This window comes from Hufsiella ginkgonis (assembly GCF_009834915.1).
Taxonomy (GTDB): domain Bacteria; phylum Bacteroidota; class Bacteroidia; order Sphingobacteriales; family Sphingobacteriaceae; genus Hufsiella; species Hufsiella ginkgonis.
On the sequence record NZ_WVHS01000003.1, the window covers coordinates 477,316 to 500,925 of the forward strand.

The following is a 23,610-nucleotide window of genomic DNA, read 5'->3' on the forward strand; positions in this document are numbered from 1 at the left end:
TCAGCTAATCGAATACCTGTACTATAACGAATTATTCCCCGAGGAAGATGTTGATAATGGTTGATTTTAGGAGACGATTTATGAGTCATTTTTCGTCGCTATAAGAGATATAGTGTTCAAAATTCCCCTCAAGTGTTCTAATACACTTCCATCACCCCGACTGAAACTCAGTCAAATGGGAGCAAAAACCCGCAAATTGATAAGATTTGCGGGTTTTTTGTTTTTAATCGTACCAGAATATCCCGATTCTTTGGGATTATATCCCGACTCACACTTCAATACACTACACCTCAACTCTCTATAGCCTTCGACCTTCTTTACTTTTTCTCTTTCTCTAATCCCAGCGCTTTAGTAATAATCTTCGGCGAGAACGAAAGCCCGATAAACCACTTCGCGTTTTGGTATTCCTGGTCGGCCAATTTACGGGCGTCCTCGAGATCTGTAATTTCTCCGACATCGACCGTTTGCTGACCTTCCTTTAACGCGAAACTAAGTCCCCCATTTACCGACACTGTATTCGATAATGCAAAGCTTCCGCCCATCGTTAAAAGTTCCCAGGGTTTCTTCGATAATTTACAGCCGGCGAAAAGCCCGAACCGGTTCAATCGGGGTGTTTTATCGTCTTTGCTAAAAAAGGAACCGAACCGGTCATAATCCCGCGGTGCAAACGAGTATTCGACCATGGCTACCAGGTTTTCTTTCCATACTTTCTGCTGATCCGGATCGGGAGCGATAACAAGCTCCTGATTCTCGATTTTATAAGTGTTCTTGTCCAGGTACGTTGCCGACACGCCCACTTTGAAAAGGAAATTACCGGTTTCGTGGATTTTGTACTGCGGAGCTTCTTTGAAGGCGGCATGTTTGATGGTGAGGGTAGAAGGAGGGATGATGCCGTCCGGGCTCAAAGCGATTACTTTGCACTTGATACCCGTTTTGGCGGACATCGCCAAGGCCTGCGCCAGACTTTTCAAATCGGCTAAACTGGCATCCATGGCCGAGACCGTATTCTCGATTTCGATAGAAGCCTTGGCGATATCTTCCTCTCCCCCAAGTAAAATGACCAGTATTTTTTTCGTTTTCAGGAGATAGTCGCTCCACTCGCCTTTTTCTTTGTGCAGCAGCGTAGTCACGATCGCAGGCTCCTCGATGATCGTAGGCTCATCCTTCTGTATCTTGGCGATCGCGTTGGGGAGGGTGACCTCTTTTAGCCTTTTGAGATTATTGGTAAAAATCTCGATGAAATGCTGTTGGTTGGCAGGCACCGCGGCGGTGAAGTGAAAAGGACTGAGCGCAGCTTTCTCATCATCTGTGAAGTAGTTGCTATTCTTAACCAGGTTATCTGCGTCGCCTGTTGTTATGGTGCCCAACTTCAGTTGAATTAACCATTTGTCTCCATCTTTCAACGCCTGCTCGTAAGCCGGTACAAGGTTAATTAGCTTATCTAAAGCTTCTTTTGCGGGTGCAGACAAATCCTGAAGCCTGGATTTGGTGTAATCATGCCGGATAAACAGGATGGCCGACTGGTTTAAATTCATACCATCTACCGCCGACCATCTTCGCAACGCGGCGACATCCTCCATTTTGGACGGTTTCAGGATCGTGTTAATAATGAAGTTATAGGTAGATTCTTTCGAAGAAAAATCGGCGACCTTTAATTCGTCTCGGCTGATACTGACTTCTTTGCTGCCCTCGATTTTTATAGTATTTTGAGCGCTTAATGACAGGAAACTAAAGAACAGGGGAAATAGAAGCGTAAAAAGTTTCATAATATGGATTGGTTTAGGTGTTTATATGATAAATGTACCTGCAGGAAGCGCCCCCCTGATAAAAACAGGAGAGGGGAAGCCTTGGTCCGTTAGCGCTTTTGCTGTCCTTTGAAATAGTTCATCAATGCTCGTCGATTGCCCTGCTTCAAAACACAGCGCTTTCGTAAAATAGGAGCCATCATTTGCCGAGGTCCAGGAACTGACGCTCTCAGAAGACGAATTAAGGACCATATGATTCGGAAGCGACCGCAGTTCGGCGTCGACCATACCTGCTGAATAGCAGCAATCGAATATCGATATCAAGAACCGGTCCCGGTGTACATTAAAGAAATTGAACAAGAGATCGTAATACTCATTATCCAAAAAGCAGACGCTCGAAGGCATCGGAATATCCGCCCGGCTGATATAGTCGCTGTACGTTACCAGGAATTCGTCCCCGCTATCGTCAGTCCCGGTTTCGCCGGCACCCGCATAGTTCTTTTCTGCGTGACCGTTATAATAAAAGAGCAAACAATCTCCCGACCTGGTGAGCGATAACAATTGAGTTAACGATGCCTTTACGTTACTCTTTGTCGCGTCCCATTCCATAACCGGATCAATGGTGTCCCATCCTTTGCTGCTCAATAGTTGAACGATCCGCGTTTTGTTGGGTAGGGAAGAGAAAGTATCGTAATTGGGAGAGCTGGTATAAACTTCGCCCAGGCAGACCACAAGTGCTCTTTTCATGTTTACTACGTGTTTAGTTTTTAATTCTTCTGACCTCGGCTTCTAATGCCACTTTTTTGCTCTGAAGATGAACTATTTCTTCCTTTAAAGCGGCAACGTGCACGATCCCGGCCTCTGTTACCGGTTTCGCTAACTGCACAATCTCCTGTTTTGCAGCGATCTGGATCCCAAGCAAATCCACCTGCCTATTCAATTCAATACACCTGTCTTCTTTAAATTCCGCCGCCTTGAACTCCGGGATCAGCTTCTTGCCGATGTACGTGCCCTGGCTAAGTCCCATCAAAACAATGAACGACCAGGATACCGATGGCATATCCGGGTTAGCCTCGCTTAACAGAGTCCCTAGCTTACCGCTGTTTTCAGGGTTAAATAAGCTTTCGATATAGAAATTGCAATGACTCAGGTAGAGAAATATTCCAACGAGCGTCCAGATCAGGAATTGGAATCTTGTAAAATCCAATCCACTATCACCCACAATCAGGTCGCTTAATTTCCTGACCTTTATCTGCACTTTCTGCTGCTTAATTATCATGTCCACAGTCGCACCTTTCACCACAAGATAACTGGCCGATGATAAGCCCAACAGCCACATGATCTCTTCAGGGAAAAGAACGTCAAACTTGTTTATAGCGCCCAGTGTCGCCGTTGCGACCAATAAGCTGATCTGGAAGGAAATAATAATGTACACCCAGCTTACGATCTGCACTCTCGACAGACTGTACGCACCGGATTCACCGATAAAGAAATCGGAAAAACTGCGCTGACGGGCAAGCAGGAATCGTATGAGAAAGAAAAATACGAAGGTTATGGCAAACCCGGATAATTTGATCAGTATAACGTTCATTTTGAGTAGTTAGAATAGTAAATGGAAAATCAATAGTAAATGGAAGAGTTACGCTGGCGGATGGGTAACAATCAAAGTGCCATATTTGAAGATAAATATAATTTTATCAAGTTTAAATAACAAAGGATCATCTCTTTTTTTGACATTTATCTCCAAAATCGTATTTCAGGATCGTTACTGTTACTCCAATAGGGTGGGGTAGCGTTTGTCGACTTGCGAAGTAAGGAGTTAAAGCTGTATAGATATGAGAGCAAATGATAAATGGGGTGCTGTGAGGTTTCTCGCCGGTTGCGGGTTGATGATTGCAGGCTACATTTATTTCAATGACCCAGCACGGCTGAGCGAACTGAGGCAACGACTGCGGAACGATTGGTTAGAAGAATCGTTCGCTGGCCGTGTGGATTCGCTTTACAGGGAGAAACAGAATCACAATGTTCTGATTACCCAATTGTCCGGTAAAACAGTTTCCTTCAAAACTGCCGCTGTTCCCTTCGAAAGTTAAACGCGATTTCCCTGAATCCCGAGGCTGTCATTGCATATTTACATATTATTGCATAATTCTTCTTAAAACGTCAAGAATCTGCAATAAGTGTTCTAATACACTCCCATCACCCCGACTGAAAACCAGTCAAATGGGAGCAAAAACCCGCAAATTGATAAGATTTGCGGGTTTTTTGTTTTTAATCGCACCAGAATATCCTCGATCCTGGGCGGCGTTCAAATTCGAGCTGAGTGTAAAAGATCCGTAGACAAGCGTTTACCTGAAGATTACTGAAGGCGAAGGCGCCAAAGACGATGAGCTTCTGATCCATCTGTTACTTACCCGCCAAGTAGACAAAATGAACAAAACAATACATAATTACAACGGTTTCCTTTTTGACAAACTGACCGTATTTACAACCTTCTGGACACCCTAGTCCATACAGTGCTATTACACCGCCCGGTCTAAATAAGATCTTATGGACTTAAAGAACTTTAAAACCCCTTTATATTTCCTGATTTTCGGGGTCTGCTGGGCCCTGATGAGCGATCCGCTTATCATCCTGCTGGCCAGAGGAGATACTCTTGGTATCACGGAGTCCTTCAGGGGCGTTAATGACCTGGTGTTTGTCGGCCTTGCAGCGGTTCTGCTTTACCTCCAGGTGAGGAAAGAACGCTTTAAGCTGATGAGGTCGGAAAGGCAGTATAAACAGCTCTTTCTTACTAACCCGAACCCGATGTGGGTTTACCACACCGAAAGCCTCAGGTTTATAGAAGTAAACGATGCAACGATACAGAAATACGGATACAGCCGGAAGGAATTCCTCGCCATGACTATTCTGGACATACGGCCCGCTGCGGATTTGGCAAGGGTAAAAGAGTCGGTAAGATCCGGTGAGAATATGATAGAGGACGGCTCGCTCTGGGAACATATTCTCAGGTCGGGTGTGCGTATCCGGGTCCGGGTAACCGCGCACCGCCTGAAATTCAATAACCTGCCCTGCAGCATGGTAATGGTGACCGATGTAACGGATATCGAAAAAAGTAACATGATGCTGCGGGATGCTGTGGTAAAAGAGCATGAACTGAATGAAACCCTTGAGGAAAAGCTGGAACTCCTCCGGAAGGCCCATAAGGAAAGCCGGAGAATGGCGGAAGTGATAGACAAGATCAGCAACCTGGTGCTCATAGTAGGGGAGTCCGGGCGGATCACCTGGATCAACCGCGCCTTCACCGAATTTACAGGTTATGAGCCCGCAGACGCGATCGGCGAAAATCCGGCAAAACTCCTGTTCGGCGCCGGAACGGACCCGGATTGCATACGGCAGATCATTGGGGCCCTGGGGCGTAAATCTTTTTTCAGCGGCGAGATCATCAATTATAAGAAGAGCGGCGAAGCCTACTGGACACAACTTAACATCTCGCCGATCTTCGATGACCGGGGGGAGTTCGAATTCTTCATTTCGGTAGAGAATATCATCACGGAAAGAAAGGAAAAAGAGGCCCGGCTGCTGGATCTCTATAAAGCCTTCAGGGAGATTGCCTGGGCAAACTCCCATGAGGTAAGAAAACCGCTGGCATCGATGCTGAGCCTGGTGGAAATTCTCCTGCAGAGCAGCGCGGAAGAAGAAAGAAACGAATGCCTCAAAATGGTGGAAGCCTGCGCGAAGGACCTTGACGGGGTAATACGGGAGAGCGCGCGGAAAATTAATGCGCTGGAGCAAAGAGAAGATAACCTGCCGGTGCAAGAATGACAAGTAGCCAATAGTGACCCAGCGGGCTATAGTTTTAAATTTCTCCTGGTCGGTCGCTTTTCGCTTCGCTTGGGCCGGGTCGATAAAAAAGTCCATAGCCCAGTTTCGCAGCTTTTCCTTCGAGTAGTTCGTGGTTAACCAAGGTGCGGCAGCATAAGCAAAGGTTTGGCTGCGCTAACATGCCTGGGGCTGGCTTTCGTAAAAAAACTAAATTTTGCTGCTATTTCTTTTTATCGTAATATTACAATATAATGGGACTCACCAAAACAGAAATATTCACCGAAGGGCAAAATCGGCTTGCCGTTATGCTAAAAGCAATGGCACATCCCGCCCGTATTGCTATTCTCGAACAGATCATCAACGCAAACACATGTATCTGCGGAGATTTGGTGGAAGAATTGGGCCTCGCCCAAGCTACCATTTCCCAGCACCTGAAAGAACTGAAGAACGCCGGCCTGATCCAAGGCACCATTGAAGGGGTGAGTGTGTGCTACTGCATCGAGCCAAAGACATGGGAGCTCTTACATAAAAACCTGGACGGCTTCTTCCGATCGTATAAAGAGCCCGCTAACTGCTGCTAAAAAATTTACCCGTATACATCGTAATATTACAATAATGGAAACTTCATCTCTCATCAACTGGAAGACGTTTAAGTCGCGGCTACTGGCAAAGCCGGAGCTAACGTTGCAATTTCAATACGCGGACGGCAAGTGGGTGGATGCATCGTATCACATTACAGAGATCAAACAGGCTCCCATCGTTTCCGTGGATTGCGGTGGGGTGGTGAACAGCTGGACCGAGATCGTTGTGCAACTGTGGGAACCCGAAGCACTGGATCAGGAAAGGGCGATGACCGTTGGAAAAGCCCTTTCGATCATCGATATCGTTGAGAAGAGGCTGCCATTGAACCCGAACGCTGTAGTAAAAATCGAGTTCGGAAACAGCCAGTTCGATACGCGGCAAATGTACCCGCGCGATTTCCTCAAAAGGGATGATAACCTAATCGTCGATCTTCAACCTGACTTCACTCAATGTAAGGCCATTAGCCGGGGAGGAAGTTGCGGAACCAATAATAAAGGGGAGGAATGTTGCACCCCGACTGAAAAGCCGGTGGTTCAACTAAAAATGCTGGCCGTTGCAGAGGCTTCCTGTAAACCGGGATCGGGCTGTTGCTAGTTATGCTGAATATACAGCATACATCAGGTTATATTATGACACATATATTAGTTCTTTGTACAGGCAACAGCTGCCGTAGCCAGATCGCACACGGCTACCTTCAGGCTTTCGCCCGGCCTGATGAGATTCTATCAAAATCAGATAAGGGTTGTTCTGTAAGAGCAATCCTTTTTCTTTTAGTATCAGCAGGTTATGTTCGAACGCCGGATTGGCGGAAGGTGTTCTAACGCACTTTAAAGGAGTTCCATAGTGGTCGGGCACAATGCGGTATAGCGCACTTGCCAAACGGAAGCGGTGCTGATAAAATACCTTATCTTTATTATTTTTGATATCCGTGCAGCATTCAGCACAGGAATGGTGCGGACATGAATTTTTATGGTAGAGATCTTTCAAAATATCCGTTATATCTATGACTTCATTACTCCTTGCGAAGCGCTAAGACCGTTCGTGGAGTTCTACTCGCAGTCGTCGCCTGAGCGCACGAGCGCCCTGTTCGACTGTGATTTTTCCGTGAAAATGTTTGCCAGCTGGACACCGACTTTCTATTTCAACCTTGGCGGCGTATACCAGATGCAGGTTGGCCATCAACGTTACCGGGTACCTGCCGGCCACGACGTACTGATCTTGCGGGACGGCATCGTAGAGCGGCAAAATCTCCCTTCAGACAATATCTTTACCGTGAAGTTCCACCCGGGAGGATTAGAAGCTGTGTTGGGAATTAGCCAGGTGCCGTTCATCGATCGCATCGTACCGTTAAACCAGGTACTGCCGCCGGCTTTGATATCGTGCATAAAGCAGCCTGTTACGTTCGAGAACCGGGCCGTCCTGATGGAAGAGTTCCTGCTTTCATCTCTGCGTATACGAGAGCCGGATCACTATCGAAGCCTTGTGGAACGGGCGATCGGTGAATATGCGAACGGCGACATGCAACTGAACACTTCGGCAGTCGCAGAGCGGCTGTTTGTAACATCCAAAACGATCAACCGGTATTTTCACCGCGTAGTGGGACTTTCGCCAAAACGTTATTTCAGCATTCTCCGGGCCCGTGCCTCATTGAACGCATGGCTGGGTAACAGCGCTGAATTTCAGCCCTATGATTATGGTTATTATGACCATAGCCATTTTTACCGCGACGTGTCGAACTTTACCGGGCAGCCGTTTCGTGCCATGCGATAACGATTGTCCGTTTTTTACTTTTTTTGATCATCGTGTCTTACGTGCTTTGCTGGTAAAATATCCGGATGAAAAGAACCAGCTTGTTTTACTTCGCAATTTTACTCCTGAGCGGGCCGCACGTGTTTGCACAACGATACGAGCCACGTATCGAAGAAGCCAAATTGATAAAGACGGATCCGCGCCTCATCGTTCGTTCAGGATATCTTGTGGTGCCTGAAAACCGTTCCGACCCGCGTGGCCGGCAAACCAAAGTTCCATTCGTGTTCGTGCGCAAGCCGGAGCAGGATCCCCGCAAAGGGGTTGCGCTATACAGCACTGGTGGCCCGGGATACAGCACCGTGGCTGGGATCGACAGTATCGGCTTTCAATCGGGTTACCTTAAGTACGGGGGATTCATCGCTTTTGACTTACGTGGAACACGACTCTCTCAACCTTGCCTTACCTGTCCGGCCATCGACCCGGCCATACGTGAAAGCTACGTTACGGGGAATAGTCGCGATAGCCTGGTGCGGATCGCGGTAAATCGCTGCCGGAACAGCCTTGAAGCGGCAAACGTGGACCTATCCGCCTATAATACCATTGAAAGCGCCGCGGACATCAACGACCTCAGGAGCGTGTTAGGCCTTGACTCTTTGTACCTTGTGGGCATTTCTTACAGCGGCGGCCTGATGCTCACCGTGGCCCGCAATCATCCCGGGGCAGTACGGGCGCTGATCCTTAATTCTCCGTTACCCGGGTTCGCGCGTTATGAGGAAGATGCGCTGTTTAATATCAACCAGGCACTTGACCAGGTTTTTGCTAACTGCAGCCGCGATTCCTCAACCCGGTATAGTGATTTGAAAACGCGATTCCGGAGATATTTCTCGGCAATCACCGAAAAAACGTTTAAGATCCGGTATCGGCCCGGGAATGCGGGCGATTCCCTCCTGGTGAGCTACACCAAACATGAATTGCTGGAGGCCGTGGTCAACAGGATGAACACGGCGCAGGTTAAAACCGTTCCGTTGGTGATACTCGACATCTTGAATGGCCGGCACGACCGTTACGTGCGGGAGGTGCTCGATGACTATTTTCGCCCGCACCAGGATTTATCCTATGGCTTGCGGTATTCAGTTTATTGTACGGAGCAGATCGCCTATGCGCGTAGATCAGTGATGCGCCGGCAACAAAGGTTGTTTCCCTGGCTGGCGGGTTATCGCTTCAACAACGTTGATCACCAGATCTGCGACTGCTGGAAAGCCGGTGCTGAACCACCTGTCGCTAAAACACGGGTGACTTCGCCCATCCCCGCCCTGATTGTTACGGGCGACATTGATCCGTGGTGTCCGCCGTATTATGCGCGATCGATCAAGAAGGGTATGCCGAAGGCGCAAGTACTTATCCGTCGCAATAATGGTCATGGGCCAGGTTTTATGGCAGACGGCATCGACTACCTTGATGCGTTTTTGAAAGATCCTAACCGGAAGCTGGTAGCTGGATCGGCGAATGTAAAGATTGAATAATCCTCATCAGATGACTTCATCTGATGAGGGTCATATTTAGAAGAGACGTGTATTCCAGCCTTAGTTCGGCATCACATAAAATGGTAATCCATTATATGCCCAACCGGCGTATGGCGCGCTGGCATTGATGTTGGTTGAGTAGAAATGATTATGGCCGCCGGCGTGGTAAAACTCATACGCAGGCACCGAGCCGGCAACCTGGGTTGCGTATGCGTAAAAGGCAACTCCATCGTTTATATAATTCGACCAACCCGGATATGGGTTTCTTGTATACACGTGACTTCCGTCCCACGTGTGCAAAAATTGGTAAACGGGAACGGAACCTGCTACCTGCGAAGTAAACGCTTTGAACGGTTGCGCGTTATAGTTCCAGCCTGGATGGGCTGCGGGTAGATTGATGTCGAGGTCGAGCGCATGATTATTCAGGCTGGGACTGTAAAATTCATAAACCGGGTCGGGCGTAAGCGTTACGTTATTTGTCGCGAGATACTGGGTGATGTAGTTCTGTACATCGGCCTTTTTCGTAGGGTCGTCGATCAGATCATAAATGGGTATCAGCGAGCCGGGAGCGATATCAATCATTTCCGCGTTAGCGTCAGTTACGCCAGCCGACCAGGCAGCTGTATTATAAGTGGCGCTTGGCGTGCCGCTGCCGTTGAAGGTAACGGTGCCGATAATTGCAGCTCCCGCATTGCCGCCAACGGTACGTACGAAAGCGGTTTCATTAAAGTTGCTGGAACCTTGTGAGCTGGTATAAGAGGTACCGGTAGTGTTTAAATTGAATATGCCGAGGAATTTCATTTGAACACCCGCGTTGGCAGCCGATGTACGGTCTGAACTGGAGGTTTCTGCCTTGTAGATCAGCTCAAGCTTGCCGCCGAGCGCTACGTTTGTCAGGAGATGCGTTCCGTAAATGGCTACTATTGTTGCCGCGCTTTCATTCTGTACGATATTCAGGAAGTCTGCCGTACGATAACTTTTTATTAGGCTCAGGAGAGGTGCGGGCATGTACACCCGGCGTTTGATCGCTACCTTTCCATAGCTGCCATAGATATACTTCGACGAAAATTTCTGCGTGTCGGTGAAGTGTGCGTCTATCGTTCCTTTTAATAGCAAGTCGGTGCCGCCCGTTGCATTGATTTTTACAGACAATTCATGTAAATAATTTGCTGCGTTATAACCATAAACCAATTGATCGGTTCCGGTTTCCGCACCGCTGTTTTCAACCAGGGTTGGATGGTCTAGGTCCATCTGGGCCACGTCTATGATCTGGTACGTAGCCGAATTGGAATGTGCGTATTCCCCGGTAAGATCGTAACCGTAACCCAGCACATCCCAAACACCGTCTCCGGCGCTTCTTACTCCAGCCGGCATTTTAACTTTAGAAGAGATCTTGTTTACCGGTACATGTGGAACTTCGGCAGTCTTTTTGCACGAAGCAACCACCATCATCAAGGCGATGGCAAATAACTGTTTTTTCATATTATTATATTTGTTTAGACAAAAATATTATTTGATTTGATTTTCGCGGTAACCGGATCCTGTCAAGATTTAAACAAACGTTAGTTAAAATGTGCCGGCAAATTTGAAAGCCCGGAACATTGTTGTTGAAGATGAGGCTGACATTAAACTCAGCTTCCATCAGCCGAAACCGGTGATGCCATGGACTGGACTGAAACCCGCTGCAGCCATTTATGGTACGGCGTGATGTTTCGCGGCTGATGCCCATTATCGCTCCCCGCGGAAAAAAATAACGCTCTCCTGAAAACTTTCTTTACACATTACTGTTATCCGCTAAAATCAAGTTCCTGCAGTCATTTTGCGCATCGCAGACCGGGTAGTTAAGGGGGAAAAGGACGGTCCCGGAAGGTGTGATGGCAGGTGCAGTCTCTTGCTTGTTACAAACCAAACCTTACTATGAATGATGCATTGTTAGAAACGATCCTGGACGATACAGGCGTCGTTAACGATAACCTGACCGGATCACTCGACCTTAAGGAACTGTTAAAAGTACTTTCGCTGGTAAAAAGCGGCAGGCTTAACGTCCGCATGCCGGTTACGCAGGCCGGGATAAACGGGCGCATCTGCGAGGTGCTGAACGATATTATCGACATGAACGAGCGTTTGGTAGCGGAGATCTCCTCCGCCGAGAAAACGATCGGGAAAAAAGGAAACCTCTCCAAACGGATAGAGCTGGCCGATGCCCGCGGCGAATGGGCCGCCGGCGTAAACTCCCTGAATAACCTGATCGAAGACCTCACTTCTCCTACGCTGGAGATCGCTGGAATGATCAACTCGGTGGCCAACGGCGATCTTTCCAAACAGATTCCCCTGGAAATCAAAGGACACCCGTTAAAAGGAGAGTTCCTGCGCATCGCCAAAGAATCGAACCAGATGCTGTCCAAGCTGCGCCTGTTTTCTATGGAGGTAACACGCGTGGCGCGCCAGGTAGGTTCCGAGGGTAAATTGGGCGAACAGGCCAAGATCAAAGGCGTAGCGGGCGTATGGGCGGAGTTAACCGACTCCGTTAACCAGATGGCCGGTAACCTTACCGCCCAGGTGCGTAACGTAGCGGCCGTAACCACGGCGGTGGCCAAAGGCGATCTTTCCAGGAAAATAACCGTAGAGGCGAAGGGCGAGATCCTCGAGCTCAAGAATACCATCAACACCATGGTGGACCAGCTGAACTCCTTTTCCTCGGAAGTTACCCGCGTGGCGCTCGAAGTGGGCACCGAAGGAAAGCTCGGCGGCCAGGCAAAGGTGCCGGGTGTGGCCGGAACGTGGAAAGACTTAACAGACTCTGTAAACCGCATGGCGGGAAACCTGACCTCGCAGGTACGAAATATTGCCGGGGTAACCACGGCGGTGGCCAACGGCGACCTTTCTAAAAAGATCACGGTCGATGTAAAAGGAGAGATGCTGGAGTTGAAAAAGACCATCAACACCATGGTGGACCAGCTTAACTCCTTTGCCTCCGAAGTAACCCGCGTGGCGCTGGAAGTAGGTACCGAAGGGAAGCTTGGCGGCCAGGCCCGCGTAAAGGGCGTAGGCGGAGTGTGGAAAGATCTCACGGATTCGGTAAACCAGATGGGCAGCAACCTGACAGACCAGGTGCGGAACATAGCCGGGGTGACCACGGCGGTGGCCAAAGGCGACCTTTCACGAAAGATCACGGTCGATGCCAAGGGCGAGCTCCTCGAGCTGAAGAACACCATCAATACCATGGTGGACCAGCTCAACTCGTTTTCCTCGGAGGTAACCCGTGTAGCGAGGGAAGTGGGTTCCGAAGGACAACTAGGCGGCCAGGCGAACGTGCCGGGCGTAGGGGGAACCTGGAAAGATTTGACTGACTCCGTAAACCAGATGGCGGGTAACCTTACCGGCCAGGTACGTAATATAGCGGAGGTGACCACCGCGGTAGCCAAGGGCGACCTCTCCAAAAAGATCACGGTCGACGTGCAGGGCGAAATGCTCGAGCTGAAGATCACCATCAATACCATGGTAGACCAGCTGAACTCCTTCGGCTCGGAAGTGACACGCGTGGCGCGCGAAGTGGGCTCTGAAGGGCAGCTTGGCGGCCAGGCGAACGTACCCGGAGTAGGGGGTACGTGGAAAGACTTAACAGACTCGGTAAATAAAATGGCGGATAACCTGACCTCGCAGGTACGTAACATCGCCGAGGTGACTACCGCGGTAGCTAAGGGCGACCTTTCCCGTAAGATCACCGTAAACGCCAAGGGCGAGCTGCTGGAGCTGAAAGATACGATTAACACGATGGTGGACCAGCTTCGCGGGTTTGCGTCGGAAGTGACCCGCGTAGCGCGCGAAGTAGGTTCGGAAGGCCAGTTGGGTGGCCAGGCGAACGTACCCGGTGTAGATGGTACCTGGAAGGATTTAACCGACTCCGTAAATAAAATGGCAGGTAACCTTACCGCCCAGCTCCGTAATATCGCCGACGTATCGATCGCCATCGCCAATGGCGACTTATCCAAAAAGATCACGGTCGACGTGCGCGGCGAGATCCTCCAGCTTAAAGAGACCATCAATACCATGGTTGACCAGCTTCGCGGGTTTGCCTCGGAAGTAACCCGCGTGGCGCGCGAAGTGGGAACGGACGGTAACCTCGGCGGCCAGGCGTTTGTACCGGGCGTGGCAGGTACCTGGAAGGATTTAACGGACTCTGTGAACCAGATGTCGAGTAACCTGACCTCACAGGTGCGTAACATAGCCGAGGTGACTAAGGCGGTAGCCAGCGGCGACCTTTCAAAAACGGTAATTATCGACGTGAAGGGCGAGATCATGGACCTTAAAAATACCATCAACACGATGGTAGACCAGCTGAACTCCTTCGCTTCGGAAGTAACCCGTGTGGCGCGCGAAGTGGGTACCGAAGGTAAGCTGGGCGGACAGGCGCACGTAAAAGGGGTAGCTGGTACCTGGAAGGACTTAACCGACTCGGTGAACCAGATGGCATCGAACCTCACCGGCCAGATCCGCGGTATCGCCAAAGTAGCCACCGGTATCGCCAAGGGGAACCTCAAACAACGCTTGTCTATTAACGCCCTCGGCGAAGTGGCGCAGCTAACGGATACCATCAACGAAATGATCGATACCCTCGCCGTATTTGCGGATGAGGTAACCACGGTGGCCCGCGAGGTAGGGGTGCAGGGACGTTTGGGCGGACAAGCGAGCGTACCCGGGGCATCCGGTACCTGGAAGGACCTTACCGAGAACGTGAACCAGCTGGCACAGAACCTCACCACCCAGGTACGTTCCATTTCTGAGGTGGCATCGGCCGTAACCAAAGGGGATTTGACACGTACCATCCGCGTAGAAGCGAAAGGTGAGCTCGAAGCATTAAAAGATACCATTAACCAGATGATCGCCAACCTGAAAGGCACCACGCTGCGTAACCACGAACAGGACTGGCTTAAATCAAACCTGGCCAAGTTTGCGCAGATGCTGCAGGGGCAGCGCGACCGGAATGCGGTGGCCAACAAGGTGCTCTCGGAGCTGGCCGAGCTGGTAAACGCGCGGTATGGCGCCTTTTACATCCTGGAACAGCCGGAAGGCGAAGATGAGCCTAAACTGAAGCTGTTTGCCGGTTACGCCCACAAGAGCCGCAAGCATGTGAACCAGGAATTCTCGCTCAGCGAAGGCTTGGTAGGCCAGTGCGCTACCGACAAGGAGAAGATCCGGCTGGCCAACGTTCCTAATGAATACCTGCAGATCAGCTCCGGTATCGGCCAGGCAGCACCGATCGACCTGGTGATCCTGCCGGTTTTATTTGAAAATAACATCAAAGCGGTAATTGAGCTGGCCTCCTTCGAGAACTTTAGCGATACCCACATCGACTTCCTGGACCAGCTGACGGAAAGTATCGGGATCGTGCTGAACAACATCGAAACGAATACCCGTACCGAAGAGCTGTTATCGCAATCGCAATCGCTCGCCAGCGAGCTTTCTGCGCAGCAGGAGGAGCTGAGGCGCGCCAATGACGAACTGCACGATAAGGGCCGCTCGCTCGAGGAAAAGGCCGAGCAGCTTACACTTACCTCTAAGTATAAATCAGAATTCCTCGCTAACATGTCGCACGAGCTGCGGACCCCGCTCAATAGCCTCCTGATCCTTGCCCAGCAGCTTTTTGAAAACCCGGAAGGTAACCTCACCGAAAAGCAGCGGAAATATGCCAAGACCATCCACTCCTGCGGGGATGACCTGATCCAGCTTATCAATGACATCCTCGACCTCTCGAAGATCGAGTCGGGTGTACTTGCTGCGGATGTAATGCCGGTGAGTTTCAACGAGATCGCTGCGTTCGCCGAATCTACGTTCAAACCGATCTCCGAAGCCAAGAACCTCAAGTTTGATATCGAGCTCCAGGAAGGGCTGCCCGACGTGATGGAAACGGATATGCAGCGACTGAACCAAATCCTCAAAAACCTGCTTTCAAACGCGTTTAAATTCACCGAAAAGGGACGCGTAAAACTCCAGATCTTTAAGCCCGGGCCCGACGAGGCGAACCCGCTCACAGACGTTGGCTCGGTGATCGCATTCTCTATAGAGGACTCCGGCATCGGGATCTCCAAAAATACCCAGGGAATTATCTTTGAAGCGTTCCAGCAGGCGGAAGGGTCCACCAGCCGCAAATACGGCGGTACGGGACTCGGATTGTCTATCAGCAAAGGCTTCGCCGAGTTGCTGGGAGGCACCATCACCGTTGGAAGCGAACTGGGTAAGGGCAGCGTGTTCACCTTGTACCTGCCTTTAAAGTATAAGGAAGAAAAGATCGCACCGGTTAAGCATAAAGAAACTTACCAGGCCGCACACCAGCGGTCGAGCATGATCGATACCGCCGAGCTGGTGATCGACGACGACCGCCATAATATCTCTGCCGAGGACCGCGTGCTGCTGGTGGTAGAAGACGACCTGCGGTTCACCAAGATCCTGATCGATAAAGCACACGACCTTAACCTGAAAGCGGTGGTGGCCATCAATTACCTGGAGATATTCGACAGCATCATTAAGTACAACCCGATCGCCATCACACTCGATGTGAACATGCCGGAATCGAACGGGTGGAAACTGCTCAAGCTGATGAAGTCTGACGGCAATCTCCGCCACATTCCCGTCCACGTGATCTCGGGGGAAGACAATAAAGCAATGGCACTAAAGTTCGGCGCGCGGTCTTTCAGCCTCAAACCGCTGTCGAACAACACGCTCGACGAGCTCATCAGCGGCATCGTGGCCTTTCATGCGCACAATAAAAAACGGGTGCTCATTTTCGAGGATAACGAAGAAGAACTGGAGCGCCTCACCAACCTGGTAGGCAACGATCATATCGAGGTATTCGGCTCTACCACCGCCCAAAAAGGCCTTTCCGTACTTAAGAAGGAAGTTTTCGACTGCATCATCCTGGATTATATGATGCCCGATGCCAGCGGCCTGGAGCTGCTGAACAAGATCAACCTGCTTAAGCACGAGCAAACTACCATTATCCTTCATTCGGCACGCGATTTTACGCAAGACGAACTGATCCAGCTGAAACGCCTCAACCATAAGATCATCACCAAAACACCGGATTCACATCTTTACCTGCTGGAAGAGATCCTGGTTAGGCTGCACATCGATAAGAAGCTCATCAGCGGGGAAAAACTGAAGCTGGTGGACAGTATCGGCAACAAAGGCGATATCCTGGAATCGAAAAAAGTGCTGGTGGTAGACGACGACGTACGTAACCTGTTTGCATTAACGGCGGTGTTCGAACGCTCGCGCATCGCGGTAGTTACCGCAGAAAGCGGTCGTGAGGCGCTGGAGATCCTCAATAAGGACAAAAGCATAGATATTGTGCTTATGGACATTATGATGCCTGAAATGGACGGCTACGAAACCATCCGGATGATCCGCAAGGAGCCGAGGAATAAATTGCTCCCGATTATTGCCGTTACCGCCAAGGCGATGATCGGCGACCGGCAGAAATGTATTTCCTCCGGCGCCTCGGATTACATTACCAAGCCTGTAAAAACCGACCAGCTGTTGTCATTAATGCGTGTCTGGCTCATCAAGTAAGGAATGGATACCGCCATAAAGATCTTGCTGGTAGACGACAATGAGAATAACCTGATGTCGATGGAAGTGGTGCTCGAAAAAGAAGGGTACCAGTTCTTCCGGGCGACATCCGGCAGGGAAGCGCTCCGGGTATTGCTTAAGCAGGAGGATTTTTCGCTCATCCTGCTGGATGTTAAAATGCCCACGATGGACGGCTATGAAACCGCCGAACTGATCTACCAACGCGACAAGCTGCGGCAGATCCCGATCATTTTTATCACCGCGCACGATTACGAGGAGGCGGCTATTTTTAAAGGGTACCAGGCGGGCGCTGTGGACTTTATCCGCAAGCCATTTAACCCACAGCTGTTGAGGTCGAAAGTCGCGGTGTTTTCTGAGCTTTATCAAAAAAACCAGTTGCTGCGACAGCAGGAAGAGCGGCTGCAATCTATCAACAACGAACTGATGCAGTTTAACCAGGTGCTGGAGCAGCGGGTGCTCGACCGCACCAACGAGCTCGAAAAGCTTAACGGCGAGCTCAAGGCGCTCAATTTATCAAAAGATAAGTTCTTGTCGGTGATCTCCCACGACCTGCGTAACCCCCTCACGTCATTGCTGGCATCGTCAGAAAACTTACTTCGGGATGCCGCGAAGATGCCCCCGGACCGCATCAAGATGCTGGCAGGGATCATTAACCGCACTTCTAACAGGATCCTCACCCAGCTTAACGAGCTGGTGGAGTGGGCCAAAAGCCAGCGCGAGAAAACGGAGTTTAACAAACAGCGGCTTCACCTGGTGCACGGCATCAACGAGTCGCTGGAGCTTCTCCGCGGAAATGCCCGCCAGAAGGAACTTAAGCTGGAAAACAATATTCCCCACGATATTTATGTACATGCGGATTCGCTGATGCTGCGTTCTATCCTGCAAAACCTGGTAACCAATGCCATTAAGTTTACTCCCAACGGCGGCGGCGCCATTAAAGTTACCGCACAGCCGTTAAACGGGATGGTGGAGATCTGCGTCAGGGATTTTGGCACCGGCATGTCAGAAGAAACCAAAAAAATCCTGCTGGGCGACGAACACTACTCCTCCCTGATGGGTACCAGCCAGGAGAAAGGTACCGGTTTAGGACTGCTGCTCGTGAAGGATTTCGTGATGCAGCATGGCGGTACCATCCGCGTTGACAGCGAGCTGGGAAAAGGTACCTGTTTCCGGTTTACCGTACCGCGATTCGACGAAGGTCAGGATTAACGTTAAGGGGAAACAGTAATTACCCGGGTAGTCCGCTAACGGTAATAACCACCGGCGTGAAACCGATTGCAACGATAATGATAGACAAAGGCCGGTCACCCTTTACCGGTGCTGACGTGTCCTATACACGGACTGACCCATCTCTGACATGATATATCTTACAAACAACTTCCCGTTTCCCCGGATATTAAAAGCGGCGGTTATGCTGGTTACGGTACTGGCTTTTATCTTTGCATCTGCTTTTAAAGCGGGCAAAAAGTACGTGATCACCGATTTTGGCGCCACGGGCGACAGCGTGTTCCTGAATACGAAGGCCATCCAGTCGGCAATTGACAAGTGCAGCACCGAGGGCGGCGGCACGGTGGTGGTCCCCGCCGGTATCTTTATCAGCGGATCCGTTTTTCTTAAGCAAGGAGTCAGCCTGCAGGTAGCCGAAGGCGGCGTATTAAAAGGCTCGCTTAATCCCGGCGACTATCCCCAGATCGATACCCGCTGGGAAGGCGAGGAGCGCAAGTGGACGGCTTGCCTGGTGAACGCCATCGGGTTGAGAGGAATAAAAATTACCGGTCCCGGCAGGATAGATGGCTCAGGAGAACTGTGGAATGAACGGGCGAGGAGGGTCGCCCCGCAACCCTCTTCGTCTGCCGCTCCACGATATGGCAGACCGAGGCTCATCGGTTTCCAGAACTGTACCGGTATAGAGATCTCCGGGCTGTATATTAATAACCAGGCCTCGTGGGGCGTATTTGTGTTGTACAGCCGAAATGTGAAGATCTCGAAACTGAAGATCACCGCCGCACACACCATCCCGAGCTCTGACGGGATTGATATCGACTCGAGCCAAGATGTGCTGATAACAGGCTGCGACATAGATGTGAACGATGACTGCATCTCCATAAAAGCGGGTAAAGACGAAGATGGCCTGCGCGTAAATCGCCCTTCGGAAGATATCCTGGTAGAGAAATGCCGGTTCGGATACGGGCACGGCGGCGTGGCTATGGGCAGCGAAACTTCCGGCGGTATTCGCAACGTACTGGTGCGGAATTGTGTGGCGGAGGCAGAAAACTGGGCGCCCATCCGGTTTAAGTCGCAACCAAGCAGGGGCGGGGTGGTGGAGAATATCACCTACAAGGACATCACCTTAAAAAATACAAAGAAGGCCTTTGAGTTTAACATGGCCTGGCGGATGGTAAACCCCAAACCTCCCGCTAAGATACTGCCGGTGGTACGCAACGTAAAGATCATCAACGTGTCGGGCACGGTAGCCACGGTAGGCGATATGAACGGGTTGCCGGAGAGCCCGGTACTCGGTGTAACCTTTAAAAAATGTACCATTACGGCCAGCAAAGGGTTCGTGATAGGTCATGCCCGTAATGTAGACCTGGCCGGTTTAAAGATCGTGGGCGTTACAGGCGAACCAATTATCAGGAACAACATACAATGAATTTGACAATCAAACCTGTAACGAAGCTCGCGCTGGTGCTGCTGGCTGTATCGTTTTCACTGGTAACTCGCCCTGTGTCCGGCCAGGCTTACAGCCCGCATCCCGGTGCGGTGGCAAAGGGGTTCCTGGTAATTCCGGCGACGGATTTTATCGATGAGTTTCCGAAAGGCAATAAATTAACGGAAGCGGCCACGCTCAAAACGGAATGGCAGTTTAACAACACAGCCATCGTTTTACAGTCGGAAACCAACCTGATAGCCCGCGTAACGGTGCCCGAAGAAGGCAGCTATTACTTATATGTGAGGAGCAAGGGCGCAGGTGCCGGTGCATTTAAGATAGCCGTGAACGACCGGGTAACAGATTCTGTTTTTGGCAAACAACCGCAACTGTGGAAAAAAGGCGGCTCCTTTAAACTGAGCAAGGGCGTGGCATACGTAAAGATCACGCGCATTACTCCGGGAGCTTCGTTCGATGTGGTGGTGCTTTCCAAAAAACCAGATGTAACGGAGGAGGAGATCCGTCCTTTCCAATTGAATGAAGAAGTAAGGCTGCTAAAGCAATATAACGTCCCGCTTTCTAATGCCGTAAAGTTCGGCGATGTGAACGGCGACGGACTGACGGACTTCATGGTGCTGACACCCGACTTTTCGGCCTATGTATTTGATAACGCTGGCAAGGAGCTCTGGAACTGGAAATCGCCGGAAACCAACGCCAAAGCCCGTTCGGAATTTGAAGCGCCGGGCGTGGTCTGGGACTTTGACCGCGACGGAAAAGCGGAGGTGGTCCACTGGCGTTTCCTCGACGGGAAAGAATGGCTGGTAATAGCCAGCGGCGAAACCGGCCAGGTAAAAAAACAGGTGGAATGGCCCACTCGTCCGCTGCCCCACGAGTACAATAATTTCAGGCTCGCCATTGCGAAACTAACCTCCGGCAGCCCCAACGAGCTGGTGGTATACACAGACATGGGCGGAACCGTGAATGTAAATGCCTATACCAGCAACCTGGAGCTGTTATGGGAACATACCGAAACCCGGAAAAAAGACAACCTCGGGCATTACGTTTACCCGGCAGACCTTAACGGCGATGGTATAGACGAGGTGTTGGTGGGATCGCTGCTGCTCGATGCAAAAGGCAAAGAGATCTGGAACCGCTTCGGCCTGCTGCCGGATAACCACGATCATGCCGACAGCTACAAATTCGCCGACATAAACCTGGACGGTAAACCCGACATCGTTACCGCCAACAGCGAAACAGGTATTTTTATCTACGAGGCAATGACCGGCAGGATCATATGGCAGGCGGTTGCCGAACACGCCCAGCAGATCCAGGCAGGTTACTTTCTAAAAGGAGTGAAAGGCCCGCAGGTGGTGGCCGGTGGCAGGACTTACGGTAACAGGCAGCTAAATGAACCTTATCTATGGAGCCAGCTTTACTGGTTCGATAACCAGGGCAATACGCTGCTAAAATGGCCGGGGCAGCCCATTAACGGCAATCCCGATTTCATAAAGGGCAACTGGCGCGGCGATGGGGCGGAACACCTCTTCTGGTATAAGTTTAAGCTGGGCGATAACGGGAAAGGTACCTGCTATTTTCCGGCCCCGGTCTTTCATATGTTCGATTTTATGGGCAAGGGCGCAGAAGAGGTGATCACCCTGGCAAACGGGATATTAAGCGTTTATGGAAGTAAGTATGCCACCTATCATAACAAAGACACTAAAAAAGACCTTAATTACCTGAAAAGCTCAGTAGTTAACCATACCCATTATTAAGCAGGCCCCGAATACTGTAATCGCGTAATCGCCTAATTAACAGGAAGTTTTATGCCCGGTAGATCTCGTTAAAGAACTCTCCGAGCTTTTTCTCATCCAGCTTACCGCCGGTGCGCACACTGCTGCAAAGATCCAGCCCGTACGGGCCAACCTCATCCATCGCCCTGCGTACATTCCCGGCATTCAGGCCTCCGGCCAGGAAAACGGGTAGCTTTACGCTTTCGCGGATCATGCGGCTGATCTTCCAGTTATGAACGTTGCCCGTACCGCCCAGGATCTTTATTTCGAGGTTGGGATTGCCCGAGTCGAGCAAAAGCGCATCCACGTAAGTTGCGGCACGCTGGGCAAGTTCTATATCTTTTTCATCGAGTACGTGTACCACCTGCACGAGTTTAATAGCAGGCAGCTGTGCACGCAGCTCCCGGTATACCTGTTCATCCGGGTAATCCACCAGCTGCAGGGTATTGGTACGGGTAAGATCGTGGTGAGCAATGATCCCGCCGGCGCCCGTTTCGCTGGTAAGCAGGAAAGTGGCTACCGCAGGAGGGGCGCCGGCGGCAATCTCGCGGATAAGGGTGTCGCTGATCACGCCTGGTCCCGAAGGCATCTTGCCAACAAGTCCAAGCGCCGATGCGCCATATTTTACCGCGATGGCGGCTTCATTTACAGAGCTGATGCAGCAGATCTTTACACGCGGGTACATTATTACAGGCCGAATTGTTATTGCAAAGGAGACAATAAAATGCCTGATACCGTCACGTCTTATGAAAAAAATATTTTTATAGTCTATAGGAATTATAGACTATGTGATTATATTTGCATCGCAATAGTTCTTTTATTTCATGCTTATCCAGAAAGACGGAGGGAAAGGCCCTGTGAAGTCTTAGCAACCTGTAATGTACAAGGTGCTAATTCCTGTTCGCCATTGGCGAAAGAGATAAGTTGGTGTTCGTTTTCCTTCCGGGAAACTACCAGCCTGCCACACCTGGCGCTTTTAAGATAAGCTTTAATTTTTCTACAACATGAAAGTTTATTTTGACAATGCCGCCACCACACCACTTGATCGCGAAGTATTTGAAGCGATGGAACCGTACTTGTTCGGGAATTTCGGAAATCCCTCGTCCGCACATGCGCATGGACGCGAAGCGCGCATAGCCATCGAAAGGTCGCGCGCCACCATTGCCGGGCTGCTGGGCACTGCTTCCGCGAATATCATTTTTACGTCGGGAGGTACAGAAGGCGATAATACCGCCATTCTTTCAGGCATTCGCCGGCATAGGATCCGGTTGGCGATCACCACGCCGTTCGAGCACCATGCCGTGCTTAATACCTTACGCTCGCTGGAACAGAAAGGGGAGATAAGGCTGGTCTTGCTTCAGCATGATGATGCGGGGAACCTTTCGCTCACGCACCTGGAGACGCTGCTTGCCGGGAACGAGCGCGCTTTTGTTTCCGTTATGCACGGGAACAACGAAACGGGTAACCTGCACAACCTCGAAGCGATCGGCGCCCTGTGCCGGCAATACGACGCGGTGTTCCATTCGGATACCGTGCAAACCATGGGGCACTGTTGGCTAGACCCGCAAAAGCTTCACCTCGATTACCTGGTAGGTTCGGCACATAAATTTCATGGCCCGAAAGGAGTGGGGTTTCTCTATAATTCCGGCAAAGCCGATGTGCTGCCGTTGTTATTAGGCGGGTCGCAGGAAAAGGCGCAACGGGGAGGTACCGAAAATGTATCAGGGATCGTTGGATTGGCCAGGGCGCTCGAGATCGCTTATCGCGATATTGAGGCAGACAGGCAGCATATCCAGTCGCTGAAAAATAGGATGACGGCCCGGCTGACTTCGCGGATAGCAGACGTTCAGTTTAATGGGAATGCCTTGTTAGAAGATAAAAGCCTGTATACCATCTTAAGTGTATCATTGCCAAAAACAAGCGTCCCTGTATTAACGCACCTGGATCAGCATTTTATTTCGGCATCTGGCGGAAGTGCGTGTACCAGCCATTCCGCATCGCGCTCGCACGTGCTGCAGGCGCTGAACTTTGATTTTGAACGCACCGCCGTGAGGTTTTCTTTCAGCAAACACAATACTACGGCTGAAGTAGATCATGTGGCAGATACGCTGGCGGAGGCGTTTAACTGGAAGTATGCTAAAGCAGGCTAGCGTGGT

The 23,610-nt window shown here is 50.6% G+C and carries 15 protein-coding genes and 1 riboswitch; of the genes, 10 read left to right on the top strand and 5 right to left on the bottom strand.

Annotated features, from left to right (window positions below; translation table 11 throughout):
* Window positions 1-317: 317 nt before the first annotated feature.
* Genes GS398_RS14400 through GS398_RS14410 form a run of 3 tightly spaced genes read right to left on the bottom strand, consistent with a single transcriptional unit; the run spans window position 318 to window position 3,336 of the window.
* Window positions 318-1,766, bottom strand: a complete 1,449-nt coding sequence (locus GS398_RS14400) for a hypothetical protein (protein ID WP_160907492.1) — start codon at window positions 1,764-1,766, stop codon at window positions 318-320.
* Between the two features lie 21 nt (window positions 1,767-1,787).
* On the bottom strand, window positions 1,788-2,492 hold the full coding sequence (locus GS398_RS14405; protein WP_160907493.1) for a caspase family protein: 705 nt from the start codon (window positions 2,490-2,492) through the stop codon (window positions 1,788-1,790).
* A 13-nt stretch (window positions 2,493-2,505) separates the two neighbouring features.
* Entirely contained in the window at window positions 2,506-3,336 is an 831-nt protein-coding gene (locus tag GS398_RS14410; RefSeq protein WP_160907494.1) for a hypothetical protein, read from the bottom strand.
* A 959-nt stretch (window positions 3,337-4,295) separates the two neighbouring features.
* On the opposite strand from GS398_RS14410, the gene GS398_RS14415 reads away from it, so the two are divergent.
* The 5 genes from GS398_RS14415 (at window position 4,296) to GS398_RS14435 (ending at window position 9,424) form a co-directional block, all read left to right on the top strand.
* Window positions 4,296-5,570, top strand: coding sequence for a PAS domain-containing HWE histidine kinase family protein (locus tag GS398_RS14415; RefSeq protein WP_160907495.1), 1,275 nt, complete (start codon window positions 4,296-4,298; stop codon window positions 5,568-5,570).
* Between the two features lie 251 nt (window positions 5,571-5,821).
* A complete protein-coding gene (locus GS398_RS14420) occupies window positions 5,822-6,151 on the top strand; it encodes an ArsR/SmtB family transcription factor (protein WP_160907496.1) in 330 nt (109 codons plus the stop codon).
* 34 nt (window positions 6,152-6,185) lie between these two features.
* Complete coding sequence (locus GS398_RS14425) at window positions 6,186-6,746, top strand: DUF6428 family protein (RefSeq protein ID WP_160907497.1); 561 nt, start codon at window positions 6,186-6,188, stop codon at window positions 6,744-6,746.
* A gap of 375 nt (window positions 6,747-7,121) precedes the next feature.
* Window positions 7,122-7,922, top strand: coding sequence for an AraC family transcriptional regulator (locus GS398_RS14430; RefSeq protein ID WP_160907498.1), 801 nt, complete (start codon window positions 7,122-7,124; stop codon window positions 7,920-7,922).
* A gap of 65 nt (window positions 7,923-7,987) precedes the next feature.
* Complete coding sequence (locus GS398_RS14435; RefSeq protein WP_160907499.1) at window positions 7,988-9,424, top strand: alpha/beta fold hydrolase; 1,437 nt, start codon at window positions 7,988-7,990, stop codon at window positions 9,422-9,424.
* A 60-nt stretch (window positions 9,425-9,484) separates the two neighbouring features.
* Here GS398_RS14435 and GS398_RS14440 read toward each other — a convergent pair whose 3' ends face one another.
* On the bottom strand, window positions 9,485-10,906 hold the full coding sequence (locus GS398_RS14440) for an MAC/perforin domain-containing protein (RefSeq protein ID WP_160907500.1): 1,422 nt from the start codon (window positions 10,904-10,906) through the stop codon (window positions 9,485-9,487).
* Window positions 10,907-11,341: 435 nt separating this feature from the next.
* Between GS398_RS14440 and GS398_RS14445 the strand changes: the two genes are divergently transcribed.
* From GS398_RS14445 to GS398_RS14460, 4 genes are all read left to right on the top strand, one after another.
* Window positions 11,342-16,993 carry a HAMP domain-containing protein gene (locus GS398_RS14445; RefSeq protein ID WP_160907501.1) on the top strand — a complete coding sequence of 1,884 codons (5,652 nt, stop codon included), beginning with the start codon at window positions 11,342-11,344 and terminating at the stop codon, window positions 16,991-16,993.
* A gap of 3 nt (window positions 16,994-16,996) precedes the next feature.
* The gene (locus GS398_RS14450; RefSeq protein WP_160907502.1) at window positions 16,997-18,223 is read left to right on the top strand and encodes a hybrid sensor histidine kinase/response regulator; all 1,227 of its coding nucleotides are present in this window, start codon (window positions 16,997-16,999) and stop codon (window positions 18,221-18,223) included.
* 148 nt (window positions 18,224-18,371) lie between these two features.
* A complete protein-coding gene (locus GS398_RS14455; protein ID WP_160907503.1) occupies window positions 18,372-19,667 on the top strand; it encodes a glycoside hydrolase family 28 protein in 1,296 nt (431 codons plus the stop codon).
* Window positions 19,664-21,436 carry a hypothetical protein gene (locus GS398_RS14460; RefSeq protein WP_160907504.1) on the top strand — a complete coding sequence of 591 codons (1,773 nt, stop codon included), beginning with the start codon at window positions 19,664-19,666 and terminating at the stop codon, window positions 21,434-21,436. The genes GS398_RS14455 and GS398_RS14460 overlap by 4 nt, the downstream gene beginning before the upstream one ends.
* A gap of 49 nt (window positions 21,437-21,485) precedes the next feature.
* On the opposite strand, the gene GS398_RS14465 is transcribed toward GS398_RS14460, so the two are convergent.
* Window positions 21,486-22,139: a phosphoribosylanthranilate isomerase gene (locus GS398_RS14465; RefSeq protein ID WP_160907505.1), complete on the bottom strand. Its 654-nt coding sequence runs from the start codon at window positions 22,137-22,139 to the stop codon at window positions 21,486-21,488.
* A gap of 140 nt (window positions 22,140-22,279) precedes the next feature.
* Window positions 22,280-22,380, top strand: a riboswitch (SAM riboswitch).
* Window positions 22,381-22,458: 78 nt separating this feature from the next.
* On the opposite strand from GS398_RS14465, the gene GS398_RS14470 reads away from it, so the two are divergent.
* A complete protein-coding gene (locus GS398_RS14470; protein ID WP_160907506.1) occupies window positions 22,459-23,604 on the top strand; it encodes a cysteine desulfurase family protein in 1,146 nt (381 codons plus the stop codon).
* The last annotated feature ends 6 nt before the right edge of the window (window positions 23,605-23,610 follow it).

Excerpts from the sequence above, each read along its gene's own strand:
- GS398_RS14400 (WP_160907492.1), bottom strand. The coding sequence starts at position 1,766 with ATGAAACTTTTTACGCTTCTATTTCCCCTGTTCTTTAGTTTCCTGTCA.
- GS398_RS14405 (WP_160907493.1), bottom strand. The coding sequence starts at position 2,492 with ATGAAAAGAGCACTTGTGGTCTGCCTGGGCGAAGTTTATACCAGCTCT.
- GS398_RS14410 (WP_160907494.1), bottom strand. The coding sequence starts at position 3,336 with ATGAACGTTATACTGATCAAATTATCCGGGTTTGCCATAACCTTCGTA.
- GS398_RS14415 (WP_160907495.1), top strand. The coding sequence starts at position 4,296 with ATGGACTTAAAGAACTTTAAAACCCCTTTATATTTCCTGATTTTCGGG.
- GS398_RS14420 (WP_160907496.1), top strand. The coding sequence starts at position 5,822 with ATGGGACTCACCAAAACAGAAATATTCACCGAAGGGCAAAATCGGCTT.
- GS398_RS14425 (WP_160907497.1), top strand. The coding sequence starts at position 6,186 with ATGGAAACTTCATCTCTCATCAACTGGAAGACGTTTAAGTCGCGGCTA.
- GS398_RS14430 (WP_160907498.1), top strand. The coding sequence starts at position 7,122 with ATGGTAGAGATCTTTCAAAATATCCGTTATATCTATGACTTCATTACT.
- GS398_RS14435 (WP_160907499.1), top strand. The coding sequence starts at position 7,988 with ATGAAAAGAACCAGCTTGTTTTACTTCGCAATTTTACTCCTGAGCGGG.
- GS398_RS14440 (WP_160907500.1), bottom strand. The coding sequence starts at position 10,906 with ATGAAAAAACAGTTATTTGCCATCGCCTTGATGATGGTGGTTGCTTCG.
- GS398_RS14445 (WP_160907501.1), top strand. The coding sequence starts at position 11,342 with ATGAATGATGCATTGTTAGAAACGATCCTGGACGATACAGGCGTCGTT.
- GS398_RS14450 (WP_160907502.1), top strand. The coding sequence starts at position 16,997 with ATGGATACCGCCATAAAGATCTTGCTGGTAGACGACAATGAGAATAAC.
- GS398_RS14455 (WP_160907503.1), top strand. The coding sequence starts at position 18,372 with ATGATATATCTTACAAACAACTTCCCGTTTCCCCGGATATTAAAAGCG.
- GS398_RS14460 (WP_160907504.1), top strand. The coding sequence starts at position 19,664 with ATGAATTTGACAATCAAACCTGTAACGAAGCTCGCGCTGGTGCTGCTG.
- GS398_RS14465 (WP_160907505.1), bottom strand. The coding sequence starts at position 22,139 with ATGTACCCGCGTGTAAAGATCTGCTGCATCAGCTCTGTAAATGAAGCC.
- GS398_RS14470 (WP_160907506.1), top strand. The coding sequence starts at position 22,459 with ATGAAAGTTTATTTTGACAATGCCGCCACCACACCACTTGATCGCGAA.